At 55.6% G+C, this 24,511-nt stretch carries 27 protein-coding genes; 17 read left to right on the top strand and 10 right to left on the bottom strand.

Features of this window, described 5'->3' with window-relative positions; all coding sequences use genetic code 11:
• Nucleotides 1-17: 17 nt before the first annotated feature.
• Nucleotides 18-494, top strand: coding sequence for a hypothetical protein (locus MY069_RS10425; protein WP_482793720.1), 477 nt, complete (start codon nt 18-20; stop codon nt 492-494).
• Here the strand turns inward: MY069_RS10425 and MY069_RS10420 are convergent.
• The 3 genes from MY069_RS10420 to MY069_RS10410 form a co-directional block, all read right to left on the bottom strand.
• Nucleotides 491-1,429 (bottom strand): carbon-nitrogen hydrolase family protein, encoded by a 939-nt coding sequence (locus tag MY069_RS10420; protein WP_482793719.1) that lies wholly within the window; start codon nt 1,427-1,429, stop codon nt 491-493. The genes MY069_RS10425 and MY069_RS10420 overlap by 4 nt on opposite strands.
• 67 nt (nt 1,430-1,496) lie before the next feature.
• Nucleotides 1,497-2,279: a tyrosine-protein phosphatase gene (locus tag MY069_RS10415; protein WP_482793718.1), complete on the bottom strand. Its 783-nt coding sequence runs from the start codon at nt 2,277-2,279 to the stop codon at nt 1,497-1,499.
• An 8-nt stretch (nt 2,280-2,287) separates the two neighbouring features.
• Nucleotides 2,288-3,736 (bottom strand): AMP nucleosidase, encoded by a 1,449-nt coding sequence (locus MY069_RS10410; RefSeq protein ID WP_482793717.1) that lies wholly within the window; start codon nt 3,734-3,736, stop codon nt 2,288-2,290.
• Nucleotides 3,737-3,906: 170 nt separating this feature from the next.
• Between MY069_RS10410 and MY069_RS10405 the strand changes: the two genes are divergently transcribed.
• On the top strand, nt 3,907-4,299 hold the full coding sequence (locus tag MY069_RS10405) for a GtrA family protein (RefSeq protein WP_482793716.1): 393 nt from the start codon (nt 3,907-3,909) through the stop codon (nt 4,297-4,299).
• Here the strand turns inward: MY069_RS10405 and MY069_RS10400 are convergent.
• A complete protein-coding gene (locus MY069_RS10400; RefSeq protein WP_482793715.1) occupies nt 4,283-5,350 on the bottom strand; it encodes a 5-(carboxyamino)imidazole ribonucleotide synthase in 1,068 nt (355 codons plus the stop codon). The genes MY069_RS10405 and MY069_RS10400 overlap by 17 nt on opposite strands.
• Nucleotides 5,347-5,850 (bottom strand): 5-(carboxyamino)imidazole ribonucleotide mutase, encoded by a 504-nt coding sequence (purE, locus tag MY069_RS10395; protein ID WP_482793714.1) that lies wholly within the window; start codon nt 5,848-5,850, stop codon nt 5,347-5,349. Before purE ends, MY069_RS10400 begins: the two co-directional genes overlap by 4 nt.
• A 99-nt stretch (nt 5,851-5,949) precedes the next feature.
• On the opposite strand from purE, the gene MY069_RS10390 reads away from it, so the two are divergent.
• The 3 genes from MY069_RS10390 to MY069_RS10380 all read left to right on the top strand — a co-directional run bounded on the left by MY069_RS10390 (nt 5,950) and on the right by MY069_RS10380 (nt 7,776).
• A complete protein-coding gene (locus MY069_RS10390; protein WP_482793713.1) occupies nt 5,950-6,648 on the top strand; it encodes a GGDEF domain-containing protein in 699 nt (232 codons plus the stop codon).
• Nucleotides 6,649-6,718: 70 nt separating this feature from the next.
• Nucleotides 6,719-6,943, top strand: coding sequence for a YdcH family protein (locus MY069_RS10385; RefSeq protein ID WP_482793712.1), 225 nt, complete (start codon nt 6,719-6,721; stop codon nt 6,941-6,943).
• A 62-nt stretch (nt 6,944-7,005) separates the two neighbouring features.
• The gene (locus tag MY069_RS10380; RefSeq protein WP_482793711.1) at nt 7,006-7,776 is read left to right on the top strand and encodes an SDR family NAD(P)-dependent oxidoreductase; all 771 of its coding nucleotides are present in this window, start codon (nt 7,006-7,008) and stop codon (nt 7,774-7,776) included.
• Nucleotides 7,777-7,836: 60 nt separating this feature from the next.
• Here the strand turns inward: MY069_RS10380 and MY069_RS10375 are convergent, their stop codons facing one another.
• Nucleotides 7,837-9,165 (bottom strand): cytochrome P450, encoded by a 1,329-nt coding sequence (locus MY069_RS10375; RefSeq protein ID WP_482793710.1) that lies wholly within the window; start codon nt 9,163-9,165, stop codon nt 7,837-7,839.
• Between the two features lie 106 nt (nt 9,166-9,271).
• Nucleotides 9,272-9,760: a DUF2244 domain-containing protein gene (locus tag MY069_RS10370; protein WP_482793709.1), complete on the bottom strand. Its 489-nt coding sequence runs from the start codon at nt 9,758-9,760 to the stop codon at nt 9,272-9,274.
• 100 nt (nt 9,761-9,860) lie between these two features.
• On the opposite strand from MY069_RS10370, the gene nth reads away from it, so the two are divergent.
• The 10 genes from nth to MY069_RS10320 are packed head-to-tail and all read left to right on the top strand — an operon-like array spanning nt 9,861 to nt 15,610.
• On the top strand, nt 9,861-10,592 hold the full coding sequence (gene nth, locus MY069_RS10365) for an endonuclease III (protein WP_482793708.1): 732 nt from the start codon (nt 9,861-9,863) through the stop codon (nt 10,590-10,592).
• Nucleotides 10,593-10,630: 38 nt separating this feature from the next.
• Nucleotides 10,631-11,389: an imidazole glycerol phosphate synthase subunit HisF gene (gene hisF / locus MY069_RS10360; RefSeq protein WP_482793707.1), complete on the top strand. Its 759-nt coding sequence runs from the start codon at nt 10,631-10,633 to the stop codon at nt 11,387-11,389.
• A 9-nt stretch (nt 11,390-11,398) separates the two neighbouring features.
• Nucleotides 11,399-11,749: a phosphoribosyl-ATP diphosphatase gene (gene hisE / locus MY069_RS10355; protein WP_482793706.1), complete on the top strand. Its 351-nt coding sequence runs from the start codon at nt 11,399-11,401 to the stop codon at nt 11,747-11,749.
• A 39-nt stretch (nt 11,750-11,788) separates the two neighbouring features.
• On the top strand, nt 11,789-12,154 hold the full coding sequence (locus MY069_RS10350) for a hypothetical protein (protein WP_482793705.1): 366 nt from the start codon (nt 11,789-11,791) through the stop codon (nt 12,152-12,154).
• Between the two features lie 39 nt (nt 12,155-12,193).
• Nucleotides 12,194-12,841: a hypothetical protein gene (locus tag MY069_RS10345; RefSeq protein WP_482793704.1), complete on the top strand. Its 648-nt coding sequence runs from the start codon at nt 12,194-12,196 to the stop codon at nt 12,839-12,841.
• Nucleotides 12,842-12,856: 15 nt separating this feature from the next.
• Entirely contained in the window at nt 12,857-13,189 is a 333-nt protein-coding gene (locus tag MY069_RS10340; RefSeq protein WP_482793703.1) for a heavy-metal-associated domain-containing protein, read from the top strand.
• On the top strand, nt 13,186-13,590 hold the full coding sequence (locus MY069_RS10335) for a hypothetical protein (protein ID WP_482793702.1): 405 nt from the start codon (nt 13,186-13,188) through the stop codon (nt 13,588-13,590). Before MY069_RS10340 ends, MY069_RS10335 begins: the two co-directional genes overlap by 4 nt.
• A 60-nt stretch (nt 13,591-13,650) precedes the next feature.
• Complete coding sequence (locus MY069_RS10330; RefSeq protein WP_482793701.1) at nt 13,651-14,082, top strand: nuclear transport factor 2 family protein; 432 nt, start codon at nt 13,651-13,653, stop codon at nt 14,080-14,082.
• On the top strand, nt 14,079-14,615 hold the full coding sequence (locus MY069_RS10325; RefSeq protein ID WP_482793700.1) for a GNAT family N-acetyltransferase: 537 nt from the start codon (nt 14,079-14,081) through the stop codon (nt 14,613-14,615). Before MY069_RS10330 ends, MY069_RS10325 begins: the two co-directional genes overlap by 4 nt.
• A gap of 32 nt (nt 14,616-14,647) precedes the next feature.
• A complete protein-coding gene (locus MY069_RS10320) occupies nt 14,648-15,610 on the top strand; it encodes an acetyl-CoA carboxylase carboxyltransferase subunit alpha (protein WP_482793699.1) in 963 nt (320 codons plus the stop codon).
• 107 nt (nt 15,611-15,717) lie between these two features.
• Here the strand turns inward: MY069_RS10320 and MY069_RS10315 are convergent, their stop codons facing one another.
• Nucleotides 15,718-18,546, bottom strand: a complete 2,829-nt coding sequence (locus MY069_RS10315; protein WP_482793698.1) for a TonB-dependent receptor domain-containing protein — start codon at nt 18,544-18,546, stop codon at nt 15,718-15,720.
• Nucleotides 18,547-18,768: 222 nt separating this feature from the next.
• On the opposite strand from MY069_RS10315, the gene MY069_RS10310 reads away from it, so the two are divergent.
• Nucleotides 18,769-20,187, top strand: coding sequence for a protein adenylyltransferase SelO family protein (locus MY069_RS10310; RefSeq protein WP_482793697.1), 1,419 nt, complete (start codon nt 18,769-18,771; stop codon nt 20,185-20,187).
• Here MY069_RS10310 and MY069_RS10305 read toward each other — a convergent pair.
• Both MY069_RS10305 and MY069_RS10300 read right to left on the bottom strand, forming a co-directional pair.
• Nucleotides 20,151-20,528, bottom strand: a complete 378-nt coding sequence (locus MY069_RS10305) for a MerC domain-containing protein (RefSeq protein WP_482793696.1) — start codon at nt 20,526-20,528, stop codon at nt 20,151-20,153. The two genes, MY069_RS10310 and MY069_RS10305, sit on opposite strands and share 37 nt — an antisense overlap.
• On the bottom strand, nt 20,528-22,642 hold the full coding sequence (locus tag MY069_RS10300; RefSeq protein ID WP_482793695.1) for a TonB-dependent receptor: 2,115 nt from the start codon (nt 22,640-22,642) through the stop codon (nt 20,528-20,530). Before MY069_RS10300 ends, MY069_RS10305 begins: the two co-directional genes overlap by 1 nt.
• Before the next feature lie 178 nt (nt 22,643-22,820).
• On the opposite strand from MY069_RS10300, the gene MY069_RS10295 reads away from it, so the two are divergent.
• Entirely contained in the window at nt 22,821-24,506 is a 1,686-nt protein-coding gene (locus MY069_RS10295; protein ID WP_482793694.1) for an acyl-CoA dehydrogenase family protein, read from the top strand.
• The last annotated feature ends 5 nt before the right edge of the window (nt 24,507-24,511 follow it).

Raw genomic sequence — 24,511 nt, 5'->3', positions numbered from 1 at the left:
AAAAGGAGACGACGCCCATGAAAACCTTCTTTGCAGCCATCGGCACTCTGGCGATTTTGCAGACCGCGGCAGCGACTGAAATCGCAGTCACCTACAGTGAAGACTTTGCCGAAGAACTCGCTGACAATTACGGCGAACGCGAAGGCGAGAAGCTCACCGAAGATATTCTTCAAGACCTCGAGAAGGCATTCGAAAAAGCCGGGGTTGATCCTGCCAAGGTCGATGTCGAAATCGTTGACGCGAAACCCAACCGGCCTACCTTCGAGCAGCTCTCTAACGAACCTGGTTTAGACGCTTTCCGGTCAATTTCGATTGGCGGAATGGAACTGGTTGGTACCGCTTACGATGCGGACGGAAATGTGCTCGCGACCCAAGAGTATGAGTGGTTCGAGAATAATATTCGCGACGTTGTCGGATCCGCGACCTGGACCGATGCCAATCGCGCCTCTCGCCGGTTCGCGAACAAACTCGCAAAACAGCTCAGCGACAGCTAACCGCGATCGCCGGGATAGATCTCCTGGCCATCCACTTCTAAGCGAAACAGATCTGGCCGGGAATAATGCCCGGCTGGATCGCTCGCGACTTTGCAGGCGCGAGCCAAAGACAGGTCAGCATCTGCGACGAGTATTCCCTCTTCGTTCGATAGGATCCCTTCGACCACTTCGCCGCGCGGATCGATTATCGCCGACCCTCCATTATGGTCGAACTCATAAAGCGGCTGGAAACGATCCGGCACGTGCGCCTTCATACGAAGACCTGCTGAACAAATCACCCAAGCCCCTGCCTGGCTCGCAAAGGCGCGACTGAGCAGTAATTGTCGCGCCCAGACCGGTTGGCTCGGCGCCTCCTCGGGCTCTCTACCAGGCCAAGCAGCAACATGAACGTCGACACCCTGCGCCATCAAAGCATAAGCAGGCAGCACGGCATTGTGCTCCCAGCAATTCAGCGAGGACAGCCGGCCCCAATCGCGCTGAACGGGCTTTAGGCCTTTCGCGTCACCATCGCCCCAAACCGAGCGCTCATGGTGGGTTGGTTTCAGTTTGCGGTGGCGGTTTAGAATTGTGCCATCCCGGCCAATCGTCAGCATCGTGCAGTAAAGCGTCGCCTCGGTTTGCGGATCGAGCTCATTCACTCCGATCACGAGATCCGACTTCGCGCGCTTGGCCGCTTTGCAAAGGGTTTCGACTTCCGGTCCATCCAAGCGGACGCCATTTTTCAACAGCTCGCTGGCCGCCTGCCACCAGATATCAGACAGCGGGCTATCGATAAAAAACGGATAGCCGGGCAACCAAGCTTCCCCAAACGCGATAACATCTGGGTGTTGCTTGGCCGCTTGATCGATCCAATTGACGGCGATATCGAGGCTGGCTTGTTTATCGAAAAGAGCGGGCGCGGCCTGGACGGCACACAAGCGAACAGTATCAGTCATGCCCTCCGATACGCCCGAACACGTCGTCAAAACAAGGGCCTCACGAAAAGTTTGATCGGCTCAGTGGCTACGTCAAATAGGCGCTCCGGAGACGATCGCGCTCCGCGTCCCCGATGCCGAGCGTTTCCTGCAAATAAGTGTCCACGCTGCCTGATTGAGCAATGACGCTATCGAGCGCGGCTTCTAGGAATTCCGCATCAACCCCGACAAAGGGGTGATAGACGCTGTCTTCATAGTCTTTGCCGATATGCTCGTTGAACAGACGCGCCATTTCCGGCAAGCGTACGGCGACATTGGCAGCGCTATTAGTTAGTTCGTAATCTGCGAAGATCGCCTCACGGTCGACGCCCAGCACATGATGGGTCAGCGCGCAGAGAATTCCGGTCCGGTCTTTCCCGGCGGCGCAATTGACCACACCTGCCTCACCCGGCGCCAATTCTGCGATGGATTTAAACCAAGCTGAGAAGGTTTCGATATGCTGCTCTTTGAAAGGCGCAGCGCGATAATAATCGACCATCCAGCCATGCGCTTTCGGGGCATCAACGGAGACTTCCGACAGAAACCGAACATGCGGCGCTTGGGTTGCGCTGCCTTTGTCGCTGGAGAGCACCTGAACGCCCTGAACGGGCCAGCGATGGCCATGACGTTCGCGTTCATCGGGCCGGCGCAGATCGGCTTGGACTTTGATATTATAGTCCGCCAGCGCCGTCAGATCGGCTTCACTGGCCTCACCAAAATGCGCGGAACGAAACAAGACGCCAGCGCGAACTTTGCGTCCACCCGCGCCCTCATAGCCGCCAAAATCACGGAAGTTTCGAATATTCTCAAAGGATTTTACGCGGTCTTGCATGGTGGCTCCTAGCGGAATGGCGGTTCGTCGAACGCGCGGAGTTTCCGGCTGTGAAGCTTGGCATCGCCACTCGCCAATTTCTCCAGGGTCGCGACGCCGATTTGTAAATGCTGACCAATCGACTTTTCATAGAATTTATTGGCCGCGCCGGGCAATTTGATCTCGCCATGCAGCGGTTTGTCCGAGACACAAAGCAAGACGCCATAGGGCACCCGCAAACGGAAGCCGTTGGCGGCGATCGTGGCGCTTTCCATATCGATCGCAATCGCTCGCGACTGGTTAAACCGCCGGGCGCTGTCACTAAAGCGCAGCTCCCAATTGCGATCATCCGTGGTCACAACAGTGCCGGTGCGAAGCCGTTTTTTGAGCGCATCGCCGGTTTCGCCCGTGACGTCCGCGGAGGCTTCTTGCAAGGCCACCTGAACTTCGGCGATTGGCGGGATCGGGATGTCGGGCGACAAGACTTCATCCAATACGTGATCATCGCGCAAATAGGCGTGGGCGAGCACATAATCGCCAATCGCCTGGCTGTGGCGTAGGCCGCCGCAATGGCCAACCATGATCCAGCATTCTGGCCGCAGCACGGCGAGGTGGTCGGTGATTGTCTTGGCGTTTGATGGCCCGACGCCGATATTCACCAGCGTGATCCCGGAACCGTCCTCGGCGGTGAGATGATAAGCAGGCATCTGAAACCGCCGCCAAGGCGCATTGTCGATCAGCTCGCGCGCATTTTCAGTGTCTTTGTCGACGACAATGCCGCCAGCCACGGAAAGCGTTTTATAGCGCCCACCGGCCTTCAATTGTTCCAACCCCCAATCAACAAAAGCGTCGACATAGCGGTGGTAATTGGTGAACAATAAATAGCGCTGGAAATGCTTCACCGGCGTTCCGGTATAGTGCGCGAGGCGTTTGAGCGAGAAATCTGTCCGCGGCGCGTCAAACAAAGCGAGCGGGCGATGTGCATAAGGCTCAAACAGCTCGCCATCGGCAATCTCATCACCAATATCGCTCAGCTGAGGCGCTGGGAACCATTTGGCGAGTTCGGCGGGATTAATTTCGTCGAGGCCGCTGGCTTGGCCCTGATCCCAGACATAAGCATAAGGGATTTCAGCCGAAGAGCGTTGCACTTCAACTTCGACATCATAGTCGCGCATCAGAGGGACCAATTGTTCGGTGAGATAGTGGCGATAAAAATCTGGCTGCGTGACCGTGGTGGAATAGGTTCCCGGTTCTGACATTTTGCCAAACGCGCGCGAAATTGGTGGCGGCGGACCGTCCGGATTGTAGCGAATAATCAGTTCGGGATAGCAGAACACGCCGTTCGCGCGGGCCTCCGGATCTGGTGTTTTATTCTCGTGAAGATAGTCCTGTAGCGCCGTGCAGAGCGCATCAACAGCTTGGGAGTAGAGCTTTTCCAGCTCGTCTATGATTTTTTTGGGAGTTTCTAGTTTTGTCATGGCCTCCTTTGCCGCAAAGCGGTTTCGGGGTCAACGTGGCGGTGGTGTTGTGGACACCAAGAACGCCTCAATCGTAAAAGCGATATTAGTAATTTCGGCTCGGTTTCAAACCTGCTCTTAAGCATGGAACCCTTATCCCATGGGCTTGGATATGGTGAAAGACGACCGGCATGGGCCAGCGCTCGCTTACACAATTTGGACGCTTTGCCGTGGTCGGCGGCCTTGGCTTTATTGTCGATTCTTGTGTGACTCTGTCGCTCATTCATCGCGGAATTGACCCTTATACCGCGCGCATCTTTGCCATTGCGCTGGCGATGATGGTTACCTGGCGCCTCAATCGCGCGCTCACATTCTCAGCCAGCGGCTCCAACCAAGCGACAGAAGGCATCCGCTATTTTACCGTCGCAATTATTGCCGCTGTCCTGAACTATATGATCTATGCCGGACTGGTGTTCAGCTTCCCGGCTTTGTCGCCGCTAATCGCGATTGTGATTGCGATAGGCAGCGTCACTCTGCTGTCCTTTATGGGTTATCGGCGCTTAGTGTTTAAGAGCGCCGTCTAACCAAATGCCCCATTTTGCGACCGGGCTTGGCGTTTCGCTTGCCATACAGGGTCAGCACGCCATCCGCTGCTAAGACTTCCGGCGGCACCAAAGCCTCTTCACCTAAGAGATTGAGCATCTCAACATCATGATACCGGGTCACTGGCCCGAGCGGCCATCCCGCGACAGCGCGAATGTGTTGCTCGAACTGGCCCGTCGCGCAGGCTTCTGGGGTCCAATGCCCGGAATTGTGCACCCGCGGCGCAAACTCATTTGCGAGCAGAGTCCCGTCCGGCAACACGAAAAACTCGAGCGCCAAGACGCCAACATAATCGAGCGCATCGGCAAGTGCTTTGGCGGCTTCCCCGGCGCGTTTTGCAACCTCGTCAGGCAAATCGCTAGGCACCACAGAGCGCTTGAGGATCCCATTAATGTGCTCATTGCGCGGCATATCAAAGCACACGGACTCACCGGCGCGATCACGGGCAATGATCACCGAAACCTCGCGCTCAAACGGCACCATGGCTTCAAGAATACATGGGGCATGATTCAGAGCCTTATGCGCCGCCTCATAATCATCGCCTTGGGCTAAGCGGGCCTGGCCTTTGCCATCATAACCATCGCGCCGAGTCTTGAGGATGCCCTGGCCGCCAAACCGCTGAATCGGTCCAGCGACATCGTCAGAATGGTCGATTTGAGCAAACTCAGCAGTTTGGATGCCGCAGTCTCGTAGATAGGTTTTTTCAACGATCCGGTCTTGAGACACTTGCAAAGGGCGGGCGCCAGGCCGGACCAGATTCCCCGCCGCGATCAAAGCTTCTGCCGCTTCGACTGGAACATTCTCAAACTCATAGGTGATCGCGTCACATGTACTCGCCCAAGCGAGCAAGCTTTCTGTGTCGGTATATGAGCCAATCGTGTGACGCGCTGCGACCCGCGCTGCCGGGCAATCTTCTTCCGGGCAATAGATCGAGATATCGAAGCCGAGCGCTGCAGCGGCGGAGCCAAGCATGCGGCCGAGCTGGCCGCCGCCCAAGATTCCGATCGTGGCACCGGCTTGCAGCGCGGTCATCCTTCCGGAATCTCCTGCACGGCGTCCGTTTGCTTGGCGCGGAAGGCGTCCAATTTTGCCGCGACATCTGCGTTTTCCAGCGCGATGATGGAGGCTGCGAGCAAACCGGCATTCGCTGCCCCTGCTTCTCCGATGGCAAGCGTCCCGACCGGTACGCCTTTTGGCATTTGAGCGATTGAGAGCAAACTGTCGATTCCGCTCAGGGCGCGAGATTGAACCGGCACGCCCAAAACTGGCAACGGCGTCATTGATGCCGCCATGCCGGGCAAATGGGCCGCGCCGCCGGCGCCCGCAATGATAACTTTGAGACCTCGGCCTTTGGCAGCACCGGCATAATCGTAGAGCCGTTGCGGTGTGCGATGCGCCGAAACAATCCGCGCTTCGAACGCAACGCCCAGCTGATCTAACAACTCGCACGCTTTTTCCATGATAGGCCAATCGGACTGGCTGCCCATGATCACGCCAACAACCGGCGCATCACTATTCGAGGTAAGGGCCATCGAATCCCCCGTTTCAAAGCGCGCAACATAGAAATGCTGCTTGCCGCGTCAACTGTTCATGCCCTGGGCTTTGCAGCGCGTATCGCATAAGCTTTGAAAATGATTGAGTCGTCGCGTCCCGAGACAGAACAAGAGCGGTTCAACGCCCGAAGATCGGCGCGGCAGAGGCTGGTGGCTGCCTTAGGCATCGATATGGATGCGCTGCCGCGGGAGGCCCAAGCGGCTATCGAGGCATTGGCCGGAGAAGTCCTCGGTTTGCGAGAGGATCGTGAACATCTCAAACGCGAACTCGAAACCGCCGCACATTTGGCTGATCGCGATACGCTGTGCCCGATCTTCAACCGCCGCGCCTTTGAGCGCGAGCTGACCCGCGAAATTTCTCTTTCCGAACGCTATGGCACGCCGCTTTGCTTGATTTTCATTGATCTCGACCGGTTTAAACAGATCAATGATCGGTTTGGTCACGCCACCGGCGACCGGGTGATTCAGCACGTCGCGGAAACCCTGGTCGAACATGTCCGCCAGAGCGATATTGTCGGCCGACTTGGCGGCGATGAGTTTGGCATCGCCCTGACCCACGCCGACCTCGCCGATGGGCGATCAAAAGCGGCGCGGCTGGAATCGATTATTAGCGCGCTGGTGGTTCGGGATGCCGAGAACGAATCGCTCGGGGCCGTTCATTTGGGCGCCTCATGTGGCACCGTGCTTTGGCAGCCAGGTCGCGATGCCGCCAGCCTGATCGCCGAGGCAGATGAAACTATGTTTCGCCGAAAAAACGACAAAAAACGGTCGCGCTGAAGCCTTCGAACGCAACAATTTTTCAAATCAAGGATTCTTTGAGCACCCCACGTGACTCCCTTCTCAACCTATGGTTATCTGTTGCCATAAAGACACAGAGATCATTTCAGCAAGAAGGAGTGTGCCTATGTCCCTGCAAGGTCGGATCGAAGAACTCTCAAAACGTCACGCACAAATCGACGAAAAGATCGACGAAGAACAAAAACGACCGGCAAGAAACGACATAGTGCTCAGAGATCTCAAACGACAGAAACTTAGGCTTAAAGAAGAGATTGGTATACTCCGCGCAAGTTAGGCGCGTTCCAATCATTTGAGCGGCTCCGCCTGCACCACATTAGAGCAGGCAGGAGCGCCAAAATGGACAAACCCGTCACCCTGATTATCGGACTCGGCCAAACGGTCGGGGACGCGGTTGCACGCCGCTTTCTGGATGAAGGTCACGCTGTCCTGGCGGTTGATCCTGATGCGCGCCTGCTCGACGAGCTTAAGAAAACCGCTGGCGACAAAATCGCGTATCATCATGGCGCAACCCATACCAAACTCGGTCTGCGCAATGCCATGGCCGCGGCGCTAGAGAGCTATAGCTTTGTCGACAATGTCGTCTGTATTCCGCCTCTGCCCGAGCCGGATCGTTTGATGGATCTCGACATGGAAGACTTCGAAACCGTGTTGATGAAAACTGCTCGTGGCGCCGTTCAGACGCTGCGCGTGTTTACTCCTGAGTTGATCGCGGAGCGCCCTGAAGCGGAAAATGCCGCCGATCGCACACGCCAAACGGGAACTTTTACATTCATACTCTCCTTAGGCGCGAGTATGGCGCAACCAGGCTGGTTCAGTGAAAGCGTCTCTCAGCACGCGATTATGGGCATCATTAAAGCCGCCGCGATTGAGCTTGCGCCAGAGGCGGTGCGGGTCAATGCGGTGATTGCCTTGAGGCCGAGAGCCGAAGGGCGAGAGCCTTGGCTTCAGGAACGCACGCCCATGGGACGGCCTTCCCTGGCGGAGGAGATCGCCGAGACCGCAACTTTCCTCGCCAGCCCAAATAGCGCGATTATAACCGGTGAAGCGATCACCCTGGATGGCGGGCGCCGCTTCTTATCGGGCCTAATTGAGTCTGACGACGATTAGAGACGGTTGCCGCCCTCGTCCTGCGACTTCGCGTCGGAAGAGGGCTGCGATATTTGCCTCTTATTTCGGGTGACAGATGACGGGCATCCACGTGTAGCCCTTCACAAACGCGCCTGATGTCAGGCTTGGCTCGTCGAGCACTTCGACATGGCTGAACCGCTCGAAGATTTCTTCCCACAAGATACGCAGCTGCAATTCACCAAGGCGATTACCAACGCAGCGGTGGATGCCAAATCCGAACGACAAGTGATTCCGGGCTTGGTCGCGATCAATGATCAGACGGTTAGGGTCTTCTTTCCAGAAGCGTTCGTCGCGGTTGCCCGAGACATACCACATCGCAATCTGGTCACCCTTTTTGATCGTTTTGCCGTGCATCTCGACATCTTCGAGCGCGGTGCGGCGCATGAAGGCGAGCGGGGTCTGCCAACGGATCACTTCTGACACCATGTTCGGGATCAGCGACGGATCCTTCTTCAGCTTGGCATATTCTTCTGGGAACTTGTTGAGGCCATAGACTGAGGCCGTCATTGAGTTCCGGGTTGTGTCATTGCCGCCAACGATGAGCAGGATGACATTCCCAAGCAGTTCCATCGGCGTCATGTTCTTGGTCTTTTCGCCATGCGCAAGCAGGCTGATCAGATCATTCCGCACGGGCTCGCTTTGTTTCTTTTGGAACAATTCCATGAACGTGCCGAGGCACTCCATGAGTTCCTCTTTCCATTGCTCTTCCCCACCTGGGCAAATATCCGGGTTTTCGCGGTTGGTAGAGACATCTGACCAACGCGTGAGTTTGCGGCGATCTTCAAACGGGAAGTCGAACAGGGTGGCCAGCATCATTGTGGTCAGCTCGATCGATACCGTATCGACCCAATCAAATGGCTCACCCACCGGCACAGAATCCAGGATTTCCTTTGTGCGGGCACGGATCAATGGCTCAAACTCTTTGAGCATGTTTGGCGCGACCGCTGGCTGAACGGTTTTGCGCTGCTCAGAGTGTTTCGGCTCATCCATGGCGATAAACATCGGAAGTTCAAAATCTTCCATCGGCTCACCGAGGACGATGCCGCCATGCTCCCAGCTGGACGAAAACCGCTTATGGTCGATGTCGACTTTCATAATGTCTTCGTAGCGTGTGACGGACCAGAACCCGCCCGCGAAACTATCTTCTGTCCAGTGCAATGGATCTTCATCGCGCATCCGGCGGAACAGTTCCCAATACGCCCCTCTGCGCCAGATCTCAGGATCTACGAGATGCATTTCATCAAGCGAAATGTTCTCAACATCCGGCAGAGCCCCGTCGAACGTAAGATAGCCTTCAAAGAGCGGCTCGCGCTCGGTGATTTTTGGGCGCTCGAGATTGTGTGGAATTTTGGTCAGCGTATCAGCCATCTATGCCTCCGGATAAGCGGTCTTGCATGCCGCAATTATGACGTCGGCGTCACCTTAACACAGGTGTTTCAAAAAAACCATGACGCAGGCGTCATTTTTTTCATTTTTATGCGGGATAGCGTTCATTTCGGGCGTTCCAAATTGCCACCTCGAGCGCATCTTTGAGGCTTTTGCGCTCAGCCGGCGTTAGAAACCGGCCAATCACCCAGGCTTTATCGGCATGTGCGAGCTTCAATTCACTCGGCCGACGCTCTGGGAAATCGAGACTGACCCGCGCAAACGCTGTCGGGAGGTTGGCCAAGCGCGGCGGTTTTCCTGGCACTGAATGGACCAGATCAATCTGATCCGCGGTCACCCGCACCTGCGTTTCTTGTTTGAGATTACGGAAGCTCCAACGAAAGGCCAGCCATATCGCCAAAGCGTCGAGGCCGAAAAACCCAATCACCGGAAACGCGCCCATTGAGACAAAAGCGAGGCCCGCAATGAAGCTCATCCCCGCTACGACCGCCATAACCACGGTAAACGCGCGAGGGCTTAGCGACCTGTTGGGCGTCAGAGTCGCATCGAAATAGATGATTTCCGGGGTCGTCTCCATGTCGGAGAATATAGGTCAAAAAATCACGCTGGCCGCAAGTGCGGCTGAGTATCGCAAGAATCGGATTTTCTTCTGTCCAATGCTGGCCTAGGTAGCAGATATGGCTACGACGAAACGCAAACGCGCCCCGCGAACATTTGGCAAAGAGAAAGCCGCAGAGCTATTTGCAGAGCTGGCAAAGGATCGCCCAAACCCGAAAACCGAACTCGACTTCGTCAATCCTTATACTTTGGTTGTCGCCGTTGCTCTGTCAGCACAAGCGACCGATGTTGGGGTCAACAAAGCCACCAAAGAATTGTTCAAAATCGCGGATACGCCTGAAAAGATGCTCGGGCTCGGGCTTGAAGGCGTTGAGAGCCATGTGAAGACGATTGGTCTGTGGCGCAATAAAGCCAAGAATGTCATCGCGCTGAGTCAAATGATCATTGATGAGTTTGGCGGCGAAGTGCCTCAGACGCGGGAGGAACTGGTCCGTTTGCCGGGCGTTGGGCGAAAGACAGCGAATGTGGTTCTGAACGAAGCCTTCGGACAGCCAACCATCGCGGTCGACACGCATATTTTTCGGGTTTCAAACCGCACCGGTCTCGCGCCTGGCAAGGATCCCGATCAAGTCGAGGCGAGCCTGGAGCGAACAACCCCCGATGAGTTTAAGCTCGGCGCCCACCATTGGCTCATCTTGCATGGGCGCTACACATGTGTCGCCCGCAAACCAAAATGCTGGACCTGCTCCATCACCCATTTGTGCAAGTTCAAAGACAAAACACCCGATCCCGCGACGATCTCTTCGCTCGGGCCCAAGGCCCCCAAGCGCAAAGCCAACGCGAAGAAATAAGCTTGCGCCCGCACGCGATCCGACCTTAAACGCCGCCTATGCTTAAGACCCGCATCATTCCCTGCCTCGATGTCAAAGATGGCCGCACCGTGAAGGGTGTCAATTTTGTTGATCTGCGCGATGCGGGCGACCCGGTTGCACTGGCCAAAGCCTATGATGCGCAAGGCGCAGATGAGCTTTGTTTTCTGGACATCACGGCCAGCCATGAAGGGCGTGGCACATTGCTCGACATTGTCAGCGCCACGGCCGAGCAGTGTTTCATGCCGCTAACGGTTGGCGGCGGCGTCCGAAGCGCGGAGAATATGGTCCAATTGCTGCGCGCTGGCGCCGATAAAGTCGCGATCAATTCTGCCGCGGTGGCCGACCCTGATGTCGTCTCGCGCTGCGCCGCAAAAGCTGGCCGACAATGCGTTGTTGTTGCAATTGATGCCCGCAAGACGGGCGATCATTGGGAAATCTTCACCCATGGCGGACGCAAACCCACCGGCATTGACGCGGTTGAGTTTGCACAGCTCGCCGAACGCAAAGGTGCGGGCGAAATCCTGCTGACCAGCATGGACAAGGATGGCACCAAATCAGGCTTTGACCTGCCGCTAACCAAAGCCATCACCGATGCCGTGTCGATCCCGGTCATCGCTAGTGGCGGCGCGGGCAAAGCGGAAGACCTCGCCCCGGCCATTCTCGAAGCTGGCGCAAATGCCGTGCTCGCAGCGTCGATTTTTCATTTTGGTGAAGTCACACTAGAACAAGCCCGCGCCGCGCTAAACGCCGCTGGCGCGCCGGTTCGCCCGCTTTAGGAGCATAATATGTCAAACGCCCCCCTCGGAAATGCGCACGGCCTGATGGATATGCTGGGCTATCTCGCGATGACAATTGACGCCCGTGCGAGCGGTGATGGCGAGCGCTCTTATACCAAGAGCTTGCTTGAAAAAGGCCCGCTCCATTGCGGCAAGAAAATCGCCGAAGAAGGTGCCGAACTTGCCCTCGCCCTCGCTGCGCAAGGACAAGATGAGGCCGCCGCTGAGGCAGCAGATTTACTGTATCACATCTTGGTTGGACTGCGCGCCAAGGGCGTGAGTTTGGATGAGGTCAGCGCGGCTTTAAAAGCGCGCCAAGGCATCTCTGGATTGGATGAAAAAGCGAGCCGGTCGTCCTAATCGCTTGTTTAGGCGCGCGCTTTCGCCTATTTTGAGCTCATGATCCGAGCCCTGACCTCTTGCCTTTGGATTATCGCAGCCCTGGCGCTCGGCTTTGAAGCCGTTGCCCAACCGTGCGATCTTCGGATGCAAATGGAGCAAGAAACAGCGCATGAGATGCATGCGGACATGCCTTGTCATGATGGCATGGCTGTCAAAGCAGACCACTCAGAGCCGACCCCCAATCATACCCCCGAGCATGAACGCCAAGCGTGCTGCTGCGCGGCCTTGCTCGGGAATGCGATGACCGTTTCTGCGCCGGAACTCGGCCAGCCTGCTTTTGGGGTCACCCTTTGGGCAATCCCGATGCCAGATAACGCCAACTCCATTCTCCTGGAATATGAGCCCCCGCCACCGCGGGCATGATCCTTTTCACCTAAGGATCAACTCACACAGGACATTCAAATGAAACGCATCCTACATGCAGGCGTCACGCTTGCGCTGGGCGCTGCATCGTTCTCTCTGACAGCTGAAGCGAGACCGGTCTCCTATCCGGGCGGATGGACACTGATGCAACAGAACAATGGGGATTTTTCCTCTGTTCACGCGCATTACTCGCCGACGTTCAGGGACTCAATCGGGCTCTATATTGAGCGCAATTGGGACGCTGACTATCAGTTTACGGGGCTGCAATATAACCGCCTCGTCAAACGGTGGAATGAACCCGGCGCGCAAGCCAACCTGTATTTCAAAGCCGCTGCGGGTCAGGCCGACCCATTTGGCAATGATGCAGACACTGAGCTTGCCGGCTTTGTCGGCGTGGCGGCAGATTGGGAAACACGCCGCTGGTTCGCCTCTTATGAAGGTCGCGCTTATGATCTCGGATATACGCGAGACACGCGGCACTCGGCCCGGGTCGGCGTTGCGCCTTATATTGGCGACTATGGCGACTTGCACACCTGGTTGATGCTGGAAGTGCAAAACCACCCAGAAGCCGAAACCCCAAACACAGTGACCCCTTTGGTCCGCTTTTTTTATGACGTTCAGCTGCTCGAAATCGGGTATACGCCCGAGACCGAAGAGTTTCTGCTGAACTGGATTGTCCGCTTTTAGAAAGGAACAGGACAGATGAAACAGATTGCAATCGCGGCCTTTGCCGCAACTTTTACCTTCGCAAGCCCAATCGCCGCCGCAGAAGAAACCGCCCCAGCTCAGTCCACAGCGATGACGAACACCATGATCACCGCGAAAGTGAATGGCATGGTCTGCGACTTCTGCGCCCGCGCCGTCACCAAAGTCTTTGGCAAAGAAGACGCTGTAAAGAACGTGCACGTCGATCTCGACAATGGGGAGATCCATGTCACACTTGAAGCCGGCGGCACGCTCAGCGACGATCGTGTCGCCGAACTCGTCAAAAAGTCGGGCTATGATCTCGTCTCGATCGAGAGAGAAACAGCATGACCGCCATGCAAGACGAGGTGAAATCGCCCAGCGTTTTGCCGGCCACCCTGGCCCTCTTCACGTCAGCGACAACGCTGATTTGCTGCGCCCTTCCGGCCATGCTGGTCATGCTTGGCATGGGCGCGGTTTGGTCTGGCGTGCTTGGCGCGGTGCCCGGGATCACCTGGTTTGGTGCCAATAAAGAGCTGGTATTCGGTTTTACTGGCTTGGTGCTAGCAGCCTCTGGCGCGTGGCAATGGCACGCTCGCACCCTGCCCTGCCCAGTCGACCCCGTAAGAGCCCGCGCTTGCACACGGCTCCGCCGGATCAGCTGGACCCTCTGGGGGATCAGCGTCGCCGCTTTCTGTATTGGCGGCTTTTTCGCTTTCTTCCCAGATGTCGCTGCGGCGCTATTCCTCTAGGGTAGCGCTGGACAAAATTCGTTTGGACCTTCACCCTTCTTGAAAAGGGAGGAGGTCCAAATGGCCAATCAGCACGCCGTTCCCATCACCGGCTATCAACCGAATCTGCAAGCCTGGTTCGACTATATGATGGACGGACATGATCGCGGAAAATTGCTGGAGATGCTGCACGATGATGTCGTGTTCCGCAGTCCGGTTGTCCACACCCCGCAAGAAGGTAAAGCGATCACGTTTGCGTACCTTTCAGCGGCCGGAAACACGCTGGGTAATGGCACGTTCCAATATACGCGCGTATTCGATTGCGGCGACAAAGCCGTGCTTGAGTTTGAGACGGAAATGGATGGCATTCACGTCAATGGCATCGATATGATCGAATGGGACGCGGACGGCAAAATCACCGATTTTAAAGTCATGGTGCGGCCGCTCAAAGCAATCCAAACCGTCCATGCCGCGATGGGGAAAATGCTCGAACAAATGAAAGCGCAAGCTTGACCGCACCCACGCTTCTGACCGCGCGGCTGAAACTTACCGGACCACAGCCAGAAGACTATGATGACTTCGCTCAGATGTGGGCGGATGCCGATGTGGTGCAGTTTTTGGGTGCGGAGATTAGCAATCCACAAGATGCTTGGCTTAGGCTGATGAGGAATGCCGGGTCTTGGGCCTTGCTCGGCTATGGCCCTTGGATCGTCCGCGACCGCAAGACCGATGCGTTTATCGGAGATACCGGCTTTTCCGATTATCGGCGCGGCATGACGCCTGATATTTCCGGATATCCCGAAGCGGGCTGGGTGTTTGCCAAACGTTTTTGGGGACAAGGCTATGCAAGCGAAGCGCTAACCGCGACCCACGCCTGGCTGGACGAGATGCACCCCGGGCGATCCGTTTGCATTATCGAACCGGATCACGGTGCGTCTATTCGAGTCGCTCAAAAGCTCGGATACCGCGATTTTGTCGGTTCGGACTATAAGGGCACGCCCATGCTCATCTTCGAACGTTTCAGTCCGGGCACAGGAAAAAGCTAGCGATTCAACGAAACCACCGCTATTTAGCGGAGATGGTTACAACATATCTCGATTTCGAAAAGCCGCTCGCCGAGCTTGAAACTAAGATCGCTGAGCTGGAATCGGTTGCTGCCCAAGAAGGCGGACCGCAAATCAATGATGAGCTCGCAAAGCTCAAAGAGAAGGCTGCGAAACAGCTCAAAGACACCTACTCTTCGCTCAATCCGTGGCGCAAAACCCAAGTTGCACGCCATCCGGAACGGCCGCACTTTAGCGATTATGTCGAAGGTCTGTTCGACGATTTCCAAGAACTCGCCGGTGATCGCGTCTTCGGCAATGACGAAGCCGTTCTTGGCGGGCTCGCCCGCTTCAAAGGCCAATCCGTTGTCGTGATCGGCCATGAAAAAGGGCGCACCACGGAAGCGCGCCTCAAGCACAATTTTGGCATGGCCCACCCCGAAGGCTATCGCAAAGCCGTCCGCTTGATGGATTTGGCCGAGCGTTTTGACCTGCCGGTCATCACCATGCCCGATACGTCCGGCGCATTCCCGGGTAAAGCTGGGGAAGAGCGCGGCCAAGCCGAAGCCATTGCGCGCGGCACAGAACGGTGTCTTTCTCTACCGGTTCCGATGATCACATTGATCATTGGCGAAGGCATGTCAGGCGGCGCGATTGCGATTGCTGCCGCGAACCGCGTGATGATGATGGAGCACTCGATCTATTCAGTCATCTCACCTGAGGGCTGCGCTTCGATCCTCTATCGCGACGCCGCGAAGGCCAAAGAAGCCGCCGAGGCGATGAAGATCACAGCGAAAGATCTGATGAAACTGAAAGTCGTCGATACGATCGTGAAAGAACCGATTGGCGGCGCGCATCGCAATCCGCAGAAAGCCATCGCATCGGCCGGCAAGGCGATTGATAAAGCGCTACAAGAGCTGATGGCGCTAACCCCGCATGAGCTCAAACTCCAACGCCGAGAACGCTTCTACGCCATCGGCCGCGAAGGCCTGAACTAAGACAGCAAAAGCGCAGCGCCTGAAGCGCGCATGTCCTTTCAAATTGAGACAAAGAAAAAGGGCGACCGTTTGGTCGCCCTTTTCAGTGTCTAGATGTTCCCTAAGACTTAGCTACCGCCAAAAGTCTTTGTCAGGCTAATCTTAAACGTACGACCGAACGGATTGTGCGTATACGGATCGTAGTTCAAATCGAACGCTGCGAATGGTGGATCTTCATCAAACGCATTCACAACAGAGAGCCCGAGATCGATATCCCATGGGGCGTCCCAGTTGTAGAACAAGTCGAGCGTTGTTTGGCTGTCGATCTTGTCAGAACCATTTCCGGTAATGTCACCGCGCTCATCATCATATGAGTCGATGTGACGAACGACACCGCGGAAATTGTGATCGCCGACCGCATAGTTGGCTGTCACATTTGCTTTCCACTGCGGCAAAGACCGCGAGAAGTTTGAGCGGTTGAACTGATCAACACGATCACCGCCCGCAATGGTCACGCCATCAATATCAAGATCACCGACCTCGTATTCGATAATGTAGGTTGAGTCCAAGCCGAGTGTGAACTCGCCTGCACCCATATCCCAAACATTCTCCATCCGAAGATCGAAGCCTGATGTTTCGATGTCCGGTCCGTTCACAACGTTTGTCGAAATCCGCGAGATCTCAGCAGGATCGTTGATCCCGTCATTGTTGTTATCGGTGAACGAAATTCGACCAATAATGGCATCATCGTCAGTCGAAGGCGTCGCCAATGCGGCAAGAGCTGCGGCAATAATACTCGACTGTTGTTCCACGATGATCGGATCAGAGAAGTCGAAATTGTAGTAGTCGAGAGAAGCGGAGAAACCGCCATTCTGAAAAATACCGCCGAGGTTGAAGCTGAAAGCGCTTTCAGGGCTGAGGTTTGGATTACCAGACTGATCCACCGCTTTAAACGCAGACGTTGGTGCAACAAACTGAAGCGTCGTCACCGTGCCAGACAATTGGTTCAGTGTCGGCCCGCGGAACGATGTCTGAGCAGACCCGCGGAACGCGAACGCATCATTGATTTGCCACTTAGCGGCAACTTTAGGATCGAAGGTTGAGCCAACCTCACCGCCATAATCCTCGTAGCGTGCGGCAACTTGGAGATCCAAATTATCGTAAAGTGGAATTTGAAGTTCACCGAACACCGCGAAAATTGACTGGTCCTCATCCGCCGCGTTTGTCCCGGCTAAGAATGAGTATGGTCCAGTGCCGCCTGGTCCGGGTGTGACGGCGAGATCTGTCAGATCGCTTGGATCAACCTCATACGTCTCACGACGAATTTGCGCACCGGCCGCCCAACCTACAGAGCCACCGCCTGCTTGGACGTTACTCTCTCCAGAGAATACCGCATCAAATACGAGAAGGCTCGTCGTTGCGTCTGTCTCATTCGGATCTGTCAACCAATCCGCGAGCTCTGCAGAGTTCGCGAGACTTGGAACATAGTTCGGATTTGCTTGTCCGGTAATCGCACTGGCAGCAATCGCGTTGGAGAATGGGTTGTAATATTCACATCCACCTTGGCCTGCGACTGCACCTGCATTCACCGCTCCCGTGACTTGGTCAGCACAAAGGCCGAAGCCGCTCAGAGCTGCCGTTAGACCGCCAATATAGGTGTCATTGGTCAGGCGATAGCCTTCCGTCTGAGAATAGCTAACCGCGAAGTCATAGTTCACATCATTGGCGAACGTACCGGCATAAGAACCGGACGCAGAGAATGAGTCATACTCACGAATACCTTCTTGCGCGCCGCCAGTGCCTGGGAAACCACCCCAACCAAAGGTCCGGCCAATGAACAGAGCGCCGATACCACCAGCGAGAGCTGATCCTGGATTGTCAGCGAGATATTGCTGATAGCCCGGAGCGCTTGCTGGCACGAACTGACTGGTCAGAACCTGCGGTGGGTAAGATGGAGACGTTTTCCATTCTGGCACTTCAATTTGAGAATAGAGGAACTCGAGGTGCAGATCACCGTTGCCAATTTCGCGATTGTACTCGGTGAAGACTTTCAGTTGCTCTTCTTCTTCGACCAGATTGTCGAATTGAGTGAACTGGAAGCGACAGTCACCAACTGCAGGGTTGATGATCCCCCCTGCCGCGACACAGCCTGAATCCACTTCGGCACCAACCGGTGTTCCAGCTGCACCAATCACGACATAACGACCTGGATTGGACAGAGAGGAGAAACCACCCACCGGGTTTTCGGTGATTGAAGAGATCGCCCAGTCTTTTTCAAGTAGCGGCGTTTCAGTCCGCTTCTGATACTCAACCGTGGTTACCCAGTTGAAATTATCGCCTTGAAGGCCGTATGCGGCTGAAAGCCGATACTCACCATCCGAACCATCAAACGTTTGATAGTCACCCGACAGTTCCAGACCGTCCAAATCATCTCGTGTAATGAAGTTCACGACGCCTGCGATCGCATCTGAACCGTACAGCGCGGCAGCGCCGTCTTTCAGGACTTCCAAACGACCAATCGCAGCAGATGGAATGTTATTGGTGTTTACAAAGAGCTGCGCTTGCTCACCGATCCCGTAAGGCGAAAACGTTTGCCGGCGCCCATTCAAGAGAACCAATGTCCGCGCCGGCCCAAGACCACGCAAGTTGACATTTGACGTGCCTTCGAGACCGTTAGATGCAAACTGGTTGGTTTGACCGTCTGTACCTGATGAAGGTCCAAGGTTCTTGATCAAGTCGGTAACCGTCGGGTTGCCTTCAAGTTTAAGATCTGCCGCTGTGATGACGTCGACCGGAAGCGCAGCATCTTCAGGTGTCCCCTGAATAAACGAACCCGTGACCGTGACGGTGTTTTGGCGTAGCTCTTCGCCGTCACCTTCATCTTGCGCCATCGCTGTGCCGCCAGCCATCAAGGCTGCGAGCGAGGCACCAAATACCAGTTTTCTACCAAGCGTCATATATTCCTCCGTGTATAACTTTACGCAGCCGCAACTCATGTGTTGGTGCAGCTTCACCGATGAACATATTTTTGTGAGCGACTTGTTAAAGAGACGATCTATGCTGCAGCGCAATATAAACAAATTGACAACGCGAGACAATGAATGTGTGAACTGCGTATCGAGGATCGATATCGCTCAATTGGCCTATCCAAATGATCGAAAACACGCTTAGACAGCCACATGACTGTTCCTATTGAGCAAATTTCTACCTTCTTCGCAGATGCAGCAAATCCTGCGACGTTTCCAAAATCAGTGTTGCGCTTTCGCAACAGCCGATGGGCAGATCGGGTTGGTCTTGGGGATTTGAGCGACGAGGCCTGGGCAAATCACTTCGCTCAGTTCGCGGCATTGCCCGGCAATCTCTCTACCCCGCTGGCGCTGCGCTATCACGGGCATCAGTTCCATACTTATAATCCGGACCTCGGCGATGGCCGCGGCTTTCTGTTTGCGCAAGTGTGGGATTCGAGCGGACGGCTGCTTGATCTCGGCACCAAAGGCTCCGGCCAGACCCGATGGTCGCGTCAGGGCGATGGCAGGCTGACGCTCAAAGGCGGGGTGCGCGAAATCCTCGCCGCCGCCTATCTCGAAGCACTCGGCGTCAACACCTCAAAAGCGTTCAGCTTGATTGAAACGGGTGAAGACCTGCATCGTAATGATGAGCCATCGCCAACGCGCTCCGCTGTCCTGGTTCGGCTCAATCATTCACATCTGCGATTTGGAACCTTTCAGCGCGCGGCTTATTTCGACGATACCGAGGCGATGGCGGCGCTGGTTCAGCATATCATTGAACACTATTATCCAGACTGCGCAGATGAGGCGCTCGGCACAGCCGCGCCGGCTCTGTTTGAGCGCATGGCGCAAGCCACCGGCGCGATGATCGGACAATGGATGGCGGCCGGATTTGTGCATGGCGTCATGAACACCGACAATTTCAACATTACCGGCGAAACGTTCGACTTTGGGCCCTGGCGGTTTCTGCCGAAAAGCGATCCAAACTTCACCGCTGCTTACTTTGACCAGCAAGGCCTGTACCGATTTGGCCGTCAACCGGCGCAAGGCCTATGGGCGTTGCAACAGCTTGGCGGCGCGCTTTCGCTCGTCGCGGACGAAGATGATCTAAGCCAGGCATTGGGCGCGTATGAACCTGCCTATCAAGACAGTTTTGCCGCACATACATTGGCATTGCTGGGGCTCACGCGCGCCTCCAGCCTGCATGAGGATCTCGTATTTCTGCAAGATTTTTACGGCTGGCTCACCGAATCAGAAGCGCACTGGCCGCAAACCTTCTATGATTGGTTTGGTGGGGAAGCCAGCGCCCAACGCGCAGCAAAAAGCCCACAAGCCGCGCTCTACACATCACCGGCGTTTGAAAAAGTCCGCGCGACAATTGAAGCGCGCGCGCCCGATCGTCCAGAGCGTCTAAGGCACGCCTATTTTCAGGCGGACCGCCCGGTTGATCTGATTGTCGACACGGTCGAAGCCTTATGGGCGCCAATTGCCGAAAGCGACAATTGGCAGCCTTTAAATTCTCATCTCGATTGGATCGAGCAAGCCCGCTTGGCTTATGATTGGTCAGCCGCCCCGATACGGGCCCAGTGAAAGACGTGACCTGAGGCCAATATGATTGCGCCAATGACGGTTAGCTGGGTCTCATAATCATGCAGAGATTCCACAAAAGCGCCGACCATTAGCAGGCTCAATCCGGTGACGATCAAAGTCGCCGTAAAAAGGCTTGTGCGTTTTGAATTCAAAGCCAGCAGCGCGAACGGCAATGCGGCGATGACAAAGGCTTTGTGTAACCATTCTGCTTCTGCAAAAACGCCAAGGCTCGGTAGACTGGCAGAAAGCACCGGCAAAATCAGGCAGTGGATAAAGCACAGGCTCGAAAGCGCGATGGCTGGGGCGTCAATGACCGCTGTTCTAGACGGGAGGGTGCTCATCAGAAGGCCACCCGTACACCAAGGCGAAAGTTCTGACCAGGTGCTGGAATCAAGTCTTTCAGGACAGATGTTGCGAACCGAACTTCTTCGTCTGTGATGTTGCGCGCTTCGATGAATGCTTCGGTACCTTCTCCACCGATTCCGAAGTCATAAAGGTCGATTTCGCCGCGCAAATCCAACGTCGTATAGCCATCGGTCGGCAGCTGTCCGGCGCCAGGATCATCTTGATCGCCAGCAATCGTCAAAGCCGCGCCGAGCTCATAGGCGCCCCATTCGGCGCTGATATCGCCATTGAAGGTCACGGGCGGAATGAATGGGACATCGCCGCCACCGTCGAGGTCGGCATCAACGAAATCAACGCTGCCGGTAAGTTCCCAGTCGGCGCCGAACAGGCCTTCTTCGAACACTAAGTCCCCATAGATTTCGCCGCCGACGAAGCTCGCATCGTCTTGGGTGAATAGGAAGACTGGCAAGCCATCGCCTTCACCCGTTACTTCGCCATCAATCAGGGCAACGCCCGGCGTCAGGAAAATAAAGTCGCTAAATTCAGTGACAAACAGGTTGATGCCGATACTGGCATTGTCGCCCGCCCAGCGCGCGGTGCCTTCGAGGTTCAGACCGCTCTCTTTATCAAGATTGGGATTACCAACTTCAAACTGATCCGTCGCCAAGTGTGGTCCAAAGGCAAACAGTTCACTCTCGTTTGGCGCCCGCTCAGTATAAGAGATCTGACCGCCCAGCCAAAAGCCCGCCTCATAATGTTTGTGCGCGCCAAATGAGGCGCTGAACAAGTCATAGTCCGCCGAGCCGAACTGCTGATTATCATATTCGACATTGCCAATTCGAAGGCCGCCCTCGACAGCGATCACATCATCCCATTCTTGCGTTTCATATAAAAAGAACCCGACGCTCTGGATGTCGGTTGGTGTGATAAAGGCCTCTTCGCCGACCGCACTGAACTCGCGATCCGCATATTGAAACCCAAAGGCGCCCTCGAACCCTGCGAATGTGTGATCGAACTCTACCCGGCCTTCAACGCCTTCATTCTCGAAAATCGTACCGGCTTCACCTGGAGCCTCGAACTCGGTGTGCTCATAATCAACCACGGAAAGGGTACCGATAATATCGGTGAAGAAGCCATTATTAACGGTCACGCCACCGCGGACATCGACGCGGGTTTGTTCAAGGTCGATGAACGGGTTTTCTTCTTCCTCGCTATGTTCTTCGCCCTCTTCTTCACCTTCTTCGTCATGACCTTCTTCGTGACCATGACCCGGCAGACCATATTCTGAAGTTTGCTGGCGGACGGCGACACCCAAGAACGCATTCTCGCCGACCCAACTCACGCCAGCCGCCAAAGTCTGGGTTTCCACGAAAGAGTTTTCCGCAGTGCCGCGCACTTCTTCCTCTTCGCTATGCTCTTCGCCTTCTTCCTCTGCCTCTTCGGCCTCTTCAAGCTCCCGCTGAAGCGAAGACTCTGCGAAGTCAGGGATGTCATAATTGTCGAAATCGCGCATCGACCCGGATAGGGTGAAGACCAATTGCCCAGCGGTGAATTGTCCACGTCCAGCAAGCTCGGTGCCTTCATTCACGCTATTATAAGCTGTGAACAAGTCGGCTGAGACATGCTCGCTAGGCAGGTCTTGCACAATCAAGCCATCAATCACATTAACGACCCCGCCAATCGCTTGACCGCCATAGCCTAAAGCTGCTGGGCCCCGCAAAATCTCGATCTTTTCCGCGTCGATCCCATCGGCGCTAACCTGGTGGTCGGGAGACGCCGCGGACACATCGATGACACCGATCCCATTGGTCAAAACTTGTACGCGCTCAGCGCCAAGCCCACGCAGGATTGGTCGGCTGGCACCCGCACCAAAGAACGTGGTCGATACGCCCGGCTGGCGATCCAATGTGTCGCCCAAGCTTGCACTCAATGTTTCAAGAATGTCCTCGCGATCAAGTGCGGTGGCATTGCCGACCAGTTCATCTGCAGAGCGTTCGGGACCCGGCGCTGTAACAATGATCGTCTCTTCTCGAAGCTCTTCGGCCTGCACGCCGATGATCGGCGTTAAAGCCAAGGGAGAAATAGACGCTAAAAGGAGGAAACGGGACATGGAACCACTCGTGTTATGTTATCACTTTTCATGCGTTCTATTCACCCTGGCGTTTCTTGCAAGTCTTTTTTGTGGCGCGCCGCTGCACATGCATGCTTCGCTGCGCCGCATCCAAATGTCCGTGACTCTTACAAGCCGCGAATATACCTAGGCGCGATACGAAACGCGGAGGATCGGCATGGACGGACTAGCCGAAGTGAAAGAGAACCAAGTCTTAGTTGGTCTGACGGGCTTGCTTCAGGATTCAATTGTTGCTTGCGACGCTTATAAATCCGCCGTCCACACAAAGATCAGTTCCATCCTCGCGCCGTCTGGAAAAGTCGATCGCACCGCCTTTGCCGCGAACCAGCATCTGGCACATGGTTATGCTTGGCTCGTCACCTATGTCGAAACACTAAGGGAGACGGCAAACTGGGCCGCTCGCCTCGAAGCCGAGGGCAAGCTCGGGGACATTGACGCGCTGCTCGCGCAAATCCTATTCAGCAAATACTTGGCCGACATTGTTGGCGGCGTGCCGATGAACCAAGGTGAGACGGTCCGCCCCCACGAGTTTGATGCCTTAGACGCTGTCAATACGCTGTTCGACAACAAAGCTGTGCGCACGCTGATCGAACGTGGGTTGACGCCAGACAGCATGTCCGCCGCGGCCGCCTTCCTGCCGGATAGTCTCTCCCGCGCAACCGTCGAAAATACCGGCGAAGACGAAACCATGGCGATGATCCGCGACCAGTTCCGCCGATATGCCGAAGACAAAATCGTTCCATACGCCCACGAATGGCATCTCAAGAATGAATACATTCCAATGGATGTGGTCACCGAGATGGCTGAGCTCGGCGTGTTTGGCCTCACAATCCCGGAAGAATTTGGCGGCCTCGGTATGGGCAAAACGGCCATGTGCGTCGTCTCCGAAGAACTCTCGCGCGGCTATATCGGGACAGGCTCCCTCGGCACGCGTTCAGAGATTGCGGCTGAGCTGATCCTAATCGGCGGCACAAACGCTCAAAAAGAGAAATACCTGCCGGTGATCGCGAGCGGTGAAATCCTACCGACCGCCGTGTTTACCGAGCCAAATACCGGGTCGGATCCAGGCGCGCTACGGACACGCGCCGTTAAGGACGGCGATACCTATAAGATTACAGGCAACAAGACCTGGATCACCCATCCGGTTCGAGCTGATTTGATGACGCTCTTGGCGCGGACTGATCCGGAGACCAAGAATTTCTCCGGCCTTTCCATGTTCCTGGCTGAAAAGCCGCGTGGCTCGGATGCACAGCCATTCCCAGCAGACGGCATGACCGGCGGCGAGATTGAAGTGCTCGGCTATCGCGGCATGAAAGAGTACGAGATCGGTTTTGACGCATTTGAAGTCCCCGCCGCGAACCTGCTCGGCGAAACCGAAGGTATGGGGTTCAAACACCTTATGGCGACTTTTGAATCAGCTCGCATTCAAACCGCCGCTCGCGCGGTCGGCGTCGCGCAGTGCGCCTATGAGCTCGGCTTACGTTATGCCCTCGACCGGGCTCAATTCGGCCAACCCATCTTCAATTTCCCGCGCGTCGCAAACAAGCTGGTTATGATGGCTGCAGAGCTCGTCGGCATCCGGCAGCTCACTTATTTCTCTGCCCGACAAAAAGATCAGGACAAACGCTGTGACTTAGAAGCTGGCATGGCGAAATTACTGGCCGCGCGCGCTGCGTGGGCGGCAGCAGATAATGCGCTTCAAATCCATGGCGGCAACGGATTTGCGCTGGAATATCCGATCAGCCGGGTGCTGCAGGATGCGCGTATCCTGAACATTTTTGAAGGCGCAGGCGAGGTTCAAGCCATGGTCATTGCGCGGCGTGTGATTGAAGAAGGCAATTAGGCGCT

The organism is Hyphomonas sp. ske169, from assembly GCF_056850855.1.
Note: the sequence above shows the minus strand (reverse complement) of the source record. Positions and strands in the feature narration are given on the sequence as shown.